The sequence below is a fragment of the Sorangium sp. So ce131 genome (assembly GCF_051519095.1).
In the GTDB taxonomy this organism is placed as follows: Bacteria; Myxococcota_A; Polyangia; order Polyangiales; family Polyangiaceae; genus Sorangium.
Map to the genome: position 1 here is coordinate 7,485,599 of NZ_CP150455.1, position 12,466 is coordinate 7,498,064.

The window sequence follows — 12,466 nt, forward strand, 5'->3', positions numbered from 1 at the left end:
GAGCTCGCGGCCGTCGCCGGCGAGCTCTCGAGCACATGCTCGGCGCCGCGGCCCCTCAGGGCACCGACATCTCGAACGACACGCTGTAGTTCGGCTGCGCGGCGCGCGTGGTCGAGCCGACGAACGGATCGGAGTCGCGGAGCTGACCCCAGGTGGGGAACCCGTTCGGCCTCGGGGCTTGGTTCGTGGTCATCGCATACCCCACGATGAGGCCGCTCGCGGGCAGGTCGCTGGCGGCCGTGATCTTCACCGAGTCGCCGTCGATCTCGACGGAGCTGATGTTGATCTTCGTGTTGCCCTGGCGGAGCTCGAAGCCGCGCCCGTTCGCCCAGGCGGTCGGCGCGGGCAGCCGCTCGTCCCACACGAGCGGCGGCACGGGCACGTGGAAATGCACGGTGACCACGCGGCCGCTGCGCTCGACGCGCGTCGGCTGCAGCGGCTGCCAGTCGCGGCCCATCACGACCTTCTCGAAGTAGATCTGCCCGTACTTCTCGCCCATCTGCTGGTAGCCCGCCGCCGACAGGTGGACGCCGTCGCCGAAGCCCGGGAGGTGGTACTTCGGGCCGGTGCACACGATGTCGCCGGGGTGCTCGACCCCGAGCCGCCACTGCGTCAGCGTGGAGACCGCCCGCTGGTTTGCGCCGCTCGGATAACCGTGCTGCTGCGAGATGAACAGCGGGATGTTCTCGGTCTGTCCGGTGAGCGCCTTGAGATCGGCGTTGTAGTCGCTCCAGAGCTTGACGACCTCCTCCCCGTACGTCGAGCTCCCCGAGTCCGTCTCGCCGTGCGTCAGGAAGATCGCGCCGACGCCGTACGTCTTGCCGGCTGCCTGGGCGAGGCGCGCGATCGCGGCGACCTCGAACAACGTCGCGGCGTAGGCTCGACCCGTGGTGCCGGTGTCCGTGGCGCCCTTCTTGAGGGCGACCATCCCCTGCCCGCTCTCGCCGACGACCGTGTGCACGCTGACGTAGTCGCGGCCCGCCGCTGCGTCGACGAGGGTCGTGATCTGGTTGGCCATCGGGACGTGCCCCGTCTCACCGTAGATGTTGCCCGGGTAGGGCGCGGGATACCCGGTGGCGAGCGGCCGGATGGGCTCGACGAGGTCGACCATCGTCAACGCGGCGTTGTTCGGATCGAAGGGCGGCACCCTCGCGTTGCCCAGCGAGAGCTTGAGGTTGTTGAAGGGCTGGGTGGTCGACATGACGGGCGTCGTGCCGACGGACAGGCTCTGACCGGTGCCGATGATCCCGGCCCAGTCCCACGGGATCCTGGTCTCGCTGCCGGGCTCGCCGCCGCCGGCGCCCCCGCCGGCGCCCCCGCCGCCCGCGTTGTTCCCGCCGTCTCCGGTGCTCGGCGCGCCGCCGTCGCCCCCGCCCCCTCCGCTGGACGCGCTGCTCGCGCCGCCCGAGCCGCTCGTGCTGGAGGAGCTGCTCGCGCCGCCCGCCCCGCTCGTGCTGGAGGAGGCCGCCTCACCCCCGCCGCCGCTCGAGCCGTTGTCGTTCGACGATCCGCAGCCCGCCAGCGCGAGCAGGAATGTGGCAGCAAGGCTGTTCATCAACATCGTTCGCATGGGACACTCCACGACGGTGTTAGGCTATTCTCTTGGATGTGCGAAGAGGATGGCACGGTGCCTCCGGGACATCCGCCCCGGGACAGGCACGCAATGACAGCCTGTGATCCTCTCCGTCTTTGTTACACGCCCCCCAGAGTGGCGGTCACCCGCACAGGAGACGGGCCCAGGTCGGCGTTTTCGGCGCGGAGGCGCACTCCTGTGCGCTGAGCACCGAAAACGCCGAGATGGGCCCGTATCCGCAGCGGGTGACCGCCACTCTAAGGGGAGAGGGTGAGCGAGCGGGCGTCGAGCGCGACCTCGTAGTAGCCGTGGTCGTCCCACGCGAGCGCGCGGCCGCCCTGCTTGAGCGTGCCGCCGTCCACCCGCACGCGCACGTACTTGCCTGGCGGGAAGTGCTCGGGCAGCGCCCATGTCCAGGTCGTGTCGCTGCCGGACGTGGCGCGCGTGGCCGAGGAGACCACCTTCTGCCCGACCCAGTAGGCGCCGACGTTCACGACCGTGTCGAGCCACAGCTCAGGCTGCGCCTTGCCGTGCCTCATGCTCCCGGTGATGGCGGCGAGGTCGACGTCCGCGTACCAGTGGGCGTCGGTGGGCAGGATGGTGTGGAACAGGAAGATCACCCACTTCCCGGTCGACAGCGCCGCGTCGAGGTCGGCGTTGAACGCGCTGGCGCTCTCTCCTCCGACCGCCATCTCCGTCGGCAGGTTCCAGGCGTTCGAGCTGTCCCTCGGCGCGATCATGCCGCTGTTGACGCCGCGGTTCAGGAAGAACCTCTCCCGCGCCGGATCGACCCAGCCCCCGTCGCCGAAAGGAGAGGCCATGGTCCAGACGTTCTGACCGTAGTTCTCGACGATGTAGTCCGTGCACGCGTCGATCTCCGCGAGCAGGGTGCCGGCCGACCCGCCGGCGCACTCGGTCATGTTGGCGTGGCAGTGGTGCGCCGTGTGGTTGCCCAGCTCGTGGCCGTCCGCGGCCGCCCGCGTCCACGTCGCGTCGAAGTTCGGGAGGTCGTTCCTGCCGCTGTTGATGTAGAACGTCATCGGGACGCCCTCGGCCTGGAGCGCCGCGTAATGGGTGATGTGCGACGGCTGGGAGTCGTCGAACGTGTACGAGGCGGCGCCCCTGAACCCCGCCCAGTCGAGCACGACGAGGTTGCCCGGGGCGCCTGACGGCCGGGGCACGCCGCGGCCAGGCGGCGCCGGCAGTCCCGAGGGCTCGCCCGGACTGACGTCGCCGCCGCCGCCCCCGTCACCGCCGCTGCCGGCGCTGCCGCCGTTACCGCCGCTGCCGCCGTCACCGCCGCTGCCGCCGCCGCCGTCACCGCCGCTGCCGCCGTTACCGCCGCTGCCGCCGCCGCCGCCGCCGCCGCCGCCGTTACCGCCGTCACCACCCCCGTTGCCGCCGCCGCCGCCCGGGCCAGCGGAGGTCGTGGTGTCCCCCGTGCCGGTCGTCGAGCCCCCACCGGTGCCGGAGCCGGACCCGCTGCCGCTCGCGCTGCTGGACGCGCCGCTGGTCGTCGAGCCGGTCCCCGGGTTCTCCTCCTCGCCGCCGCAGCATGCCAGGAACGCCGCGAAGATAACCGGGAATGAGAGCGGGATACGCATGCTAGCTCCTGCTGAAGTGAAGTATCTTGCAGCCTCGACGCGCGGTCGTGATCACGAGGCTCGGGCGAGCGCCTGCCATCGCTGCTGCTGGATTGGGACGGAGGCGCGCTGCGGCGCTCCGCGCGACGAGGGCTCGGCGCCCCGCGCCGTCACGCCTCGCGATCGAGCTCCTCCCAGAGGCGCACGTCGCTCCGCTCCTTCAGGAACAGCCCGCCGACGACCACGGTGATGAGCGCCACCCCGATCGGATAGAGGAGGCCCGCGTAGATGTTGCCGGTCGCGACCGTCACCGACGACGCGATGAGCGGCAAGAGCCCGCCGAACACGCCGTTGCCGACGTGGTACGGGATCGACAGCGACGTGTAACGCACCTTGGCCGGGAACGCCTCGACCAGGTAGGCCGCGATCGGGCCGTAGACCATCGTGACGAAGAGCACGAGCACGAAGATGAGGGCGGTGAGCACGACCGGGCTGTCCGCGTTCTGCTTCATCGCCCAGAACACCGGGAAGAAGCCGATCGCGCCGCAGAGGTTGCCCGCGAGCATGATCTTCTTCCGGCCGATGCGGTCGGAGAGCGAGCCGAAGAACACGAAGAACGGCATGCCGAGCGCGAGCGCGGCGGCGACCACGATCGTGGCCGTGATGAACGGGACCTTCAGCGTGTTCTGCAGGAAGTAGAGCGCGTAGAACTGCCCCGTGTACCAGACGACGCCCTGGCCGGCCGTCGCGCCGAAGAGGGCGATGAGGATGACCTTCCAGTTGCGCTTGTTGCCGAGGCTGTCCTTGATCGGGGCCGTCGACGTCTTCCCCTCCGACTTGAGCTTCGCGAAGATCGGCGACTCCTTGAGGCGCGCGCGCACGTAGAAGGACACCGCGACGAGCAGGACCGACAGGAGGAACGGGACGCGCCAGCCCCACTCCTTGAAGGCGTCCTCGCCGAGCGCGACGCGCGTCCCGAGGATCACCGCCAGCGAGACGAACAGGCCGAGCGTCGCCGTGATCTGGATGAACGAGGTGTAAAAGCCGCGCTTCTCGTCGGGCGCGTGCTCGGCGACGTACACCGCCGCGCCGCCGTACTCGCCCCCGAGCGCGAGCCCCTGGACGAGCCGGATCAGGACGAGCGCGAGCGGGGCGGCGAGCCCGATCGTGTCGTAGGTGGGCAGGAAGCCGATCAGCGCCGTGGCGCCGCCCATGAGCAGCAGCGTCACGAGGAAGGCGTACTTGCGGCCGACGATATCGCCGATGCGCCCGAACACGAGCGCGCCGAACGGGCGGACGACGAAGCCGGTCGCGAACGTCCCCAGCGTGAGCAAGAAGCCCGCTGTGGGGTTGTCCTTCGGGAAGAAGTGGGTGGAGATGATCGCGGCGAGACTTCCGAAGATATAGAAGTCGTACCACTCGATCATCGTGCCGCCCGCAGAGGCGAAGATGACCTTCCAGAGCGTGGAGCTGCTCACGACCTCGCGCTTGCTTTCGCCGGCGCGGCCCCCAATGGTCACGGGAAGCGTCTCAGGAGATGTCTGTGCCACTCGACCAGCCCCTCGGCGTAAGGAATTTTTGAACCCTGATTTGCATGACCTAAATACCACGGGCAGAGTTCAGGGAATACCCTCCGTGCCGCCGGTGGAGCACACGGTGGGTCTCTCGCGGGGCCGCCGCGCTACGATCGGTAACACCCGGTGACGCGGCGCTACGATCGGTAACACGCCGGACCGGCGGATCGCGGCGACCGGCGCGGCGCGGGGCTTGCGCGCGCCGCGTCAGCGGCTCAAGAGCGCGGCCGGGGGATCCCGAGCCGCTGGCGCCGCTCCCACAGCGCCTTCCGGCTGATGCCGAGGCGGCGGGCGATCTCCGTCTCCGTCAGCTCGTGCTGGTGCTCGAGGACGAAGCGGCGGAAATAGCCCTCGAGCGAGTCGGACAGGGGCTCTGACTCGCGCACGTCCGCGGGAGGCGCGGTCGAGGCCGGCCGCGGGGGCGCGTCGAGACCGAGCAGGGCCTCCCCAATTTCGCCGCCCTCGGCGAGGACCATGGCGCGGTGGATGGCGTTCTCCAGCTCCCGGACGTTGCCCGGCCAGGGGGCCGCCGCGATGGCGGCGCGCGCCTCCGGCGTCAGCGCGAGCGGCGCCTGGCCCCCCGCCCACGCGCGCCGCCGGAGCAGCGCCTCGGCGATGCACACGGCGTCGCCGGGCCGCTCGCGCAGCGGCGGGAGGCGGATCTCGAGGACCCGCAGCCGGAAGTAGAGATCGCTCCGGAACGAGCCCTCGCGCGCCATCGCCGCGAGATCCCGGTGCGTCGCGGCGATCAGGCGCACGTCGACGCGGCGGGCGCGGGTCGCGCCGACGCGCCGCACCTCGCCGGTCTGGAGGAAGCGGAGGAGCCGCGCCTGGACCCGCGGCGGCAGCTCGCCGACCTCGTCGAGCAGGAGCGTGCCGCCCTCCGCGGCCTCGCAGAGCCCCGCGCGCGCCGAGAGCGCGCCAGGGAAGGCGCCGCGCTCGTACCCGAAGAGCTCGCCCTCGATCAGCCCCTCGGGGATCGCCGCGCAGTGGACCGGGACGAACGGGAGCTGCCGCCGCGGGCTCAGCCGGTGCACGGCGCGGGCGAGCGTGTCCTTGCCGGTGCCGCTCTCGCCGAGCACGAGCAGCGTCGCCTCGCTCGGCGCGACCTTGCGCACCTGCGCGAACACCTCGCGCATCGCCGCCGAGCCGCCGACCAGGCCGTCGAGCTCGTCGTCATCCGACGTGGGCGCCGCGGGCGCCGTGAGCGCCGCGGCCGGCGCGGGCGGCACCGGGGACGGCCGCGGCGCGGCGTCGTCGGGCGCGCTCCGCGCGGGCCGGGCGCCGGCGAGGTGGTGCTCGACGAGGGCGACGAGCTCGTCGTGATCGAACGGCTTCGAGAGGTAGTCCGCGGCGCCGCGCTTCACCGCGTCGACCGCCGCCTTCACCGTGGCGTAGCTCGTCATGAGCACGACCGGCGCGCCGCCGCACCGGCCGACGAGCTCCGTGCCGGGCGCGCCGGGCAGGCGCACGTCGGCCAGCACCAGATCGAACGCGCGCAGATCGTGGCCCGCCTCGGCCTCGGCGATCGACCCCACCTCGACGACGTCGTGCCCGTGGCGCGCGAGCAGCCGCCGGAGCTCCATGCGGATGACGACCTCGTCCTCGACCAGCAGGATCCGGCTCACGGCTCCGCCTCCTGCCCGCGCCGCGCCTCGCCCGCGCCCGCGCCGGCGCCCGCGCCGGCGCCCGCGAGCGGGAGCTTCACGACGACCGTCGTCCCCTGCCCCACCGCGCTCCGCAGCGCGAGGGTGCCGCCGTGATCCTGGACGATCGATCGCGAGAGCGGCAGGCCGAGCCCCGTGCCGCTCGGGTCGCGCTTCGTCGTCACGAACGGCTCCAGCACGTCGGCGAGCAGCTCCCCCGGGATGCCGCTGCCGTGGTCCTCGACCTCGATCACGATCTGGCCCGCCTCGATCCGCCCGCGGACGGAGACGGTCGCGCCCTCCTCGGAGGCGTCGCGGGCGTTCGCGAGCAGGTTGACGAAGACCTGCACGAGCTCGCGCCGATCGCCGATGACGACGAGCGACTCGGGGCAGGCCTGCTCCACCCGGACGTGCCGCGCCGCGCGGTCGAGCCGGATCAGCCGCTCGGCCTCGGCGACCACCTGGGCGATCGCCACGCGCCCGACGCGCGCGCGCGGGATCTCGCCGGGGGACGGCACGGCGCCGGTGCGGCTGTGCTCGAGCAGCGATCGCAGGATCGCCTCGATGCGCGCCGCCTCGCCGAGGATGAGGCCGGCGCGCGCGCGGATCTCGTCGCGCTCGGCGCCGTCGGCCTCGGCGCGGAGGTTCTGCGCGAGGCAGGTGATGCCGGTGAGCGGGTTGCCGACCTCGTGGGCCACGCCGGCGGCGAGGCGGCCGAGCTGGGCGAGGCGGTCGCGGTGGGCGAGCTGCGCCTCGAGGGCGCGCTGCTCGGTGCGATCCTCGACGAGCAGGACCACGCCCCCCGAGGCGGCGCGCGCGTCGATCGGGTCGAGCGCGGCGCGGTGGACGCGCAGCGAGCGCGCGCGCCCGCCCACGTGCGCCGTGATCTCGTCGGCGCCGGCCTCGCCGGCCGAGGCGGCGGCGGCGGCGCGGGCGAAGAGCTCCGCGAACGGGGCCGGCAGCCGGCCGAGCGGCGCCCCGACGAGATCGCGCTCCTCGACGCCGACGAGCGCCTCGAGGCGGCGGTTGACGAGGCTCACGGCGCCGTCGGAGCCCACGGCGCAGACCCCGAGCGGGAGCTGCGCGAGCACCGAGCGGAGCCACCGGCGCAGGAGGTCGAGCTCCTTCGCCGCGCCGACGAGCCGCGTCTCCCCGCGCGCGAGGCGCCGCTCCAGCCACCGGAGCTCCTCGGTGAGCGCGCCGCGCGCGGCGCGGCCATCGTCGGCCGGATCGCGCGCCTCCGCGGCCGCGCGCGCGAGCACCGGGCCGACGAGCGGCGACAGGTTGCGGTGCAGGCGCTCCTGGAGGGCGTGCAGCTCGGTGGGCCGCGTCTCGTCGCGCGGGATGTCGAGCTCGATCCGCGCGCGCGTGACCTCGACGCCGGCCGCCTCGCGGCCGAGCAGGCGGGCGAGCCGCTCCTCGAGCGCGCCCACGCTCGACGCCACGGTCGCGCGCTCGACCGACGGGCCGATCTCGCGCCGCCTGCAGAGGCGCGCGGCCTCGCGCTCCTCCTTGGCCGGCGGGCGCAGGAGCGAGACGAGCCCGAGCGCCCCGGCGTTGACGGCGAGCGACACGAACGTGGGCAGCGACCAGGTGTCCCGGGCGGCCGCGCGCGCCGCGTCCAGGGCGCCGGCGGCGTGGCCGCCGTGGTCCGCGCCCTCGCGCAGGAGGTCGAGCCACGCGGGATCGATCCCGGGGATCGGGGGCAGGAGCGGCGCGAGGCAGGTGGCCGTCCAGGTCCCGATGCCGGCGAGCAGCCCGGCGATGAACCCCGCGCGCGTCGCGCGCTCCCAGAAGAGCACGGCGAAGAGCCCCGGCAGGAGCTGCGCGAACGCGACGAACGACGCGATGCCGCTCTCGACGAGCAGCCCGTGGTGCGGCTGCGCGCGGTAGAACAGCCACCCGCTCACGAGGATGGCGGTGAGCAGCCCGCGCCGGAGCCACAGGACGCGCGCGTAGACGTTGCGGCGCAGCGTCCTCCGGGCGAGCGGCAGGAGCAGGTGCGTGGCGCTGTCGTTGGCGAGGGCGACGGCGGTGACCATGACCATGGCGCTCGCCGCGGAGATGCCGCCGATGAAGGCGGCGAGCGCGAGCCAGCCCTGGCCGAGCAGCTGGGGGACGAGCAGCACGTAGCTGTCGGCGGGCTCCGCCGGGGCGAGGCGGGTCCCGGCCCAGAGGACGGGCAGGACGGGCAGGTTGAGCGCGAGCAGGAAGAGCGGGAAGGCCCAGGCGGCCTTGGCGAGCGCCCGGTCGTCGGCGCCGCTGGCGAACGCCATGTGCCACTGCCGCGGCAGCAGGAAGGCGGCGGCGAAGCTGATGACGAGCATCGAGGTCCAGCCGCTGTCCTCGCGCACGGGGCGGCCGAGCGCCTCGACCTCGGCGGCGTGCTCGCCGAGCCAGCCCGCGAGCCCGGCCGCCCCGCCGAACGCGCCGACCACGGCGGCGACGCCGACGGCCGCGAGCACGGCGAGCTTCGCCGCCGACTCGAACGCGACCGCCGCCGAGAGGCCGTCCTCGCGCCCCCGCTCGGCGGACGGGCGGGCGCCGAAGAACGCGGTGAAGAGCGCGAGCAGCGCGCAGAAGACGGCGCCGACGGCGTCCTCGTGCCCCGGCCCCGAGAGCACGCGGACCGACTGCTCGGTCGCGCGGAACTGCTGCGCGACGTAGGGCATGCTGGCGACGAGGGAGAAGGCGGCGACGAGGGCCCCCGCGGCGGGGCTCTGGAAGCGGAAGGCGAGGAGGTCGGCGAACGAGGAGAGGCGCTGCTCGCGCGTGATGCGCAGGACGCGCGACCAGAGGAGCGGGGCGGCGATGCACGCGAGGGTCGGGCCGAGGTAGACCGCGAGGAAGACGAGCCCGTGGCGCTGGGCGAAGCCGACGCCGCCGTAGTACGTCCACGACGAGGCGTAGACGCCGAGGGAGAGGGCGAGCACGAGGGGGTGCCGCGCGAGCGCGCGGGGGAGCCGCTCGCGCTTCGCGGCGAGGGCGACGGCGGCGAGCGCGGCCAGCCAGGCCACCGTGGCGAGCAGGAGGACGCGCACGTCGATCATGGCGGCGGCTCTCGCTCGGCGCGGTCGCCCTCGCCGCGGCTCTCGCGCGTGGCGAGCGCGGCGAGCGCGATCAGGGCGATCCACACGGCGAGGACCGCGGCCACCGCGAGCAGGCCGCGCGCCCAGAGCAGGCGCGCCGGCGACACGAGGAGGAGCGCGCCCACCAGCACGAGCACGAGCGCGCGATCCGCCGCGCCCGCCTCCGCGTCGTGTCCTCCGCTCATCGGAGGGTAAGGCTACTCAGGACCGCAACGGCTGAACACGTGCGGCTTATGACGCGCTGCGTTACGAGATAAGGCGAAGAGGTCGCGGCGTCGATCGTGTCGATCGGCCGGGCGGCCCGGGTCGCGTTCAGCGCGATTGCAGGAAGTACCTGCGCGCGGCGTCGCAGAGCTCCGGCCAGCGCTGGGCGAGGGCCGGATCGGCGGCGAGGCGGGCGGCCCAGAAGGCGTCGAGGGCGGCGCGCGCGGCGGGGGTCGGGACTCCGTAACGCGCCTGCGTGCTCTCCACGTACGCGGGGTACAGCTCGCACGCGACGACGAGGCCGGCGTACTGATTGAGCGTGAGCGGGGGCGGCGAGCGCATGCTGCCGGGGTCCCCGCCGGCCGTGGGGCCTGGCGCAGAGGCGGGCGGGACGCTCGGCCGGGCGCTCGCACCGGCGGCCGGCTGGGCGCTCGCACCGGCGGCCGGCTGGGCGCTCGCAACGGACGCAGGGGGCTCGCGCGGCGGGTTCTCTTCGAGGCTCACGGCGCGCTGGAACGGAAGTGCCGCATTGAAGCGCGCAACGGGCGGCTGCGGGCGCTCCTCGGATGCCGCTGCCGCGTGGATGAAGGGAAGCGCCGAGTGGACGGGCCTTTCCGCCTCGGGACTCCTCTGGCCCGCGGGCCTGGCCTCCGCGCTCGGCAGCGGCGGCTCCGTCGGAGGAACCGGCGGCTCCGTCGTGCGAGCCGGCGGCTCCGTCGTGCGAGCCGGCGGCTCCGTCGTGCGAGCCGGCGGCTCCGTTTGAGGAGCCGATGCGGCCACGGACGCGGGTGTCGATCCGGCGACGGGTGTCGATCCGGCGACTGGTGCGGACACGAACGGCAGCACCCCGCCCGGCCGGGAGAGCGGCGCGAGCGACTCGACCAGCGCCGGCGCGCTCGTCTCCGTCAGCGATCCGACCAGCCCCGGCGCAAGCGTCTCCGTCAGCGACCCGACCTGCGCCGGCGCGCTCGTCTCCGCCAGCGACCCGACCAGCCCCGGCGCAAGCGTCTCCGTCAGCGACCCGACCAGCCCCGGCGCGCTCGCCACCGCCAGCGACCCGACCAGCCCCGGCGCGCTCGCCACCGCCAGCGACCCGACCAGCCCCGGCGCGCTCGCCATCTCGACGGCCGCCGCCGCCTCCGCCTCCGCCGCCGCGGCCGCCTCCGCCTCGCGCTGCGCCGCGGCTCGCCTCGCCTCCGCCAGCCGCTCCTCCAGCGCGCGGTGCACGTCCTGGAGCACCCCCAGCGCCTCGGCGCCCTCGCCCTCCGGGCCGAGGACACGACCGATCGCCAGGACCAGCTCGCGCGCGGCGCGCAGCGCCGGCTCCTCCACCGCGCGGCCGGGCAGGTGCCGCCGGGCGAAGGCCGGAAGGTCGTCGTCCTCGCAACGCGCGAGGTCCGCGAGCCGGGACGCCACGCGGCGCCGCTCCGGATCGAGGCTGCCGCCCCGCGGCGGGCGCATCGCCTCGTCGAGCTTCGCGAGCGCCTCGGCGAGCCGGCCCCCCTCGCGCGCGGTCGCGTCGCCCTCGGCCGTCGAGCGCGCGTCCCTCACGGGGAGAGCACGAGGACGGTGGTGACGCTCGGCACGATGGCCATGCCCACCGTGTTCGTGCTGTTCTGCAGCGAGAGGCTCGTCAGGCGCGTCATCGGCGCGCAGCCGACGATCACCGTGAAGGCCGCGGTGATGTTGCGCGACGGGCCCATCACCATCCCGGACGCCACGCCGAGCGCGACGCCCGGGTTGTCCCCCATCGTGAGCGGCGCGAAGGTCAGCATGTTGTGCGCCGGCGCGCACGTGGCGAGCACGTTCGGCACGAACAGCACGCTCATCGGATGAAGCGAGATGTTCGGGTACGGGATCGGCACCGGCGCCGGCGTCGGCGTCAGGCACACGTCGGGGAACGCCAGGCACATCCCCCCTGCGGTCGTCTTCGCGAGCATCGCTTCTCCCCTCGTCCTTCCTGGCGCCCGCCGCGCCGCGCGGCGCGGCGCCTCAGCCGATCTTGACCTGCTCGCCGTCGAGCTTCGCGAGCGTCCGCGCCGCGACGATCGTGTTCTCCCCCCGCACGGCCGCGAGGCCCTCCGCGCGGACGTCGATGACCCCCGCGCGCACCTGCTCCAGCGCCTCGATGAAGCGGAACGCCTGCTTCGCGCGCTGGACCAGGCGGTCGGCCCGCGCCTCGAGGCGCTCGGCGACGACGACCGCCTTCTGGAGGTGCACGTCGAGCGACCGGCCGACGAGCCCCATCTCCTCGATCGCCGCCACCGCCGCCTGCGCGCGGACCTGGAGCTTGCCCGCGAACAGGCCGACCTCCTTCGCGGCGGCGATCTCGATCTGGTCGCCCGCGCCGAGCCCGAGCCGCCCCGTCGCCTGCACCTTCAGGTCGCCCTCGACGGCGATCCGCGTCGTCGCGCCCGCCTCGCCCTCGAGCACCGCCAGCACGAACACCTGATCGCCGTCCGTCGCACAGAGCACACGATCCCCCGCGTCGGGCGCGGTGAGGCAGCTCTTCGCGCGCCGCGCGAGGACCGGGCCGCCGCCGAGCTCGACCAGGAGGCCCGACGCCGTGCCCCGGACGACGCCCGTCTCCAGCGACGGCGCGCGCCGCGGCGAGGCCCCCGCAGCCGGCAGATCCACCGCGGCGAGGACGTCCTCCTCGGCGCTGTCGTCGTGTGCCTCCGTCACCGGCTCGCGGGACGCCCTGCTCTGCATCTCGGGTCTCCTCGGCCTGGCCCCGCCCCTCCGGGGCGAGCGCGCCGCCAGGCCAGTTTCGCGGCGCTCGCGGGGAAGATCAACG

9 protein-coding genes are annotated in these 12,466 nt (G+C 74.2%); all 9 read right to left on the reverse strand.

Going from position 1 to position 12,466, the window contains the following annotated elements; genetic code table 11:
* Positions 1 to 55: 55 nt before the first annotated feature.
* The 9 genes from WMF43_RS27260 to WMF43_RS27300 all read right to left on the reverse strand — a co-directional run bounded on the left by WMF43_RS27260 (position 56) and on the right by WMF43_RS27300 (position 12,381).
* Positions 56 to 1,570, reverse strand: a complete 1,515-nt coding sequence (locus WMF43_RS27260) for a dockerin (RefSeq protein WP_437668891.1) — start codon at positions 1,568 to 1,570, stop codon at positions 56 to 58.
* A gap of 260 nt (positions 1,571 to 1,830) precedes the next feature.
* Entirely contained in the window at positions 1,831 to 3,177 is a 1,347-nt protein-coding gene (locus tag WMF43_RS27265; protein WP_437668892.1) for a polysaccharide deacetylase family protein, read from the reverse strand.
* A 149-nt stretch (positions 3,178 to 3,326) separates the two neighbouring features.
* Positions 3,327 to 4,676, reverse strand: coding sequence for an MFS transporter (locus WMF43_RS27270; protein ID WP_437668893.1), 1,350 nt, complete (start codon positions 4,674 to 4,676; stop codon positions 3,327 to 3,329).
* 269 nt (positions 4,677 to 4,945) lie between these two features.
* The gene (locus WMF43_RS27275) at positions 4,946 to 6,358 is read right to left on the reverse strand and encodes a sigma-54-dependent transcriptional regulator (protein ID WP_437668894.1); all 1,413 of its coding nucleotides are present in this window, start codon (positions 6,356 to 6,358) and stop codon (positions 4,946 to 4,948) included.
* Positions 6,355 to 9,426 (reverse strand): ATP-binding protein, encoded by a 3,072-nt coding sequence (locus WMF43_RS27280; protein ID WP_437668895.1) that lies wholly within the window; start codon positions 9,424 to 9,426, stop codon positions 6,355 to 6,357. Before WMF43_RS27280 ends, WMF43_RS27275 begins: the two co-directional genes overlap by 4 nt.
* Entirely contained in the window at positions 9,423 to 9,650 is a 228-nt protein-coding gene (locus tag WMF43_RS27285; RefSeq protein WP_437668896.1) for a hypothetical protein, read from the reverse strand. The genes WMF43_RS27280 and WMF43_RS27285 overlap by 4 nt, the downstream gene beginning before the upstream one ends.
* A 127-nt stretch (positions 9,651 to 9,777) precedes the next feature.
* Entirely contained in the window at positions 9,778 to 11,220 is a 1,443-nt protein-coding gene (locus tag WMF43_RS27290) for a hypothetical protein (RefSeq protein WP_437668897.1), read from the reverse strand.
* Positions 11,217 to 11,609 (reverse strand): DUF4150 domain-containing protein, encoded by a 393-nt coding sequence (locus WMF43_RS27295; RefSeq protein WP_437668898.1) that lies wholly within the window; start codon positions 11,607 to 11,609, stop codon positions 11,217 to 11,219. The genes WMF43_RS27290 and WMF43_RS27295 overlap by 4 nt, the downstream gene beginning before the upstream one ends.
* Positions 11,610 to 11,661: 52 nt before the next feature.
* Positions 11,662 to 12,381: a DUF3540 domain-containing protein gene (locus WMF43_RS27300; protein ID WP_437668899.1), complete on the reverse strand. Its 720-nt coding sequence runs from the start codon at positions 12,379 to 12,381 to the stop codon at positions 11,662 to 11,664.
* Positions 12,382 to 12,466 lie beyond the last annotated feature (85 nt).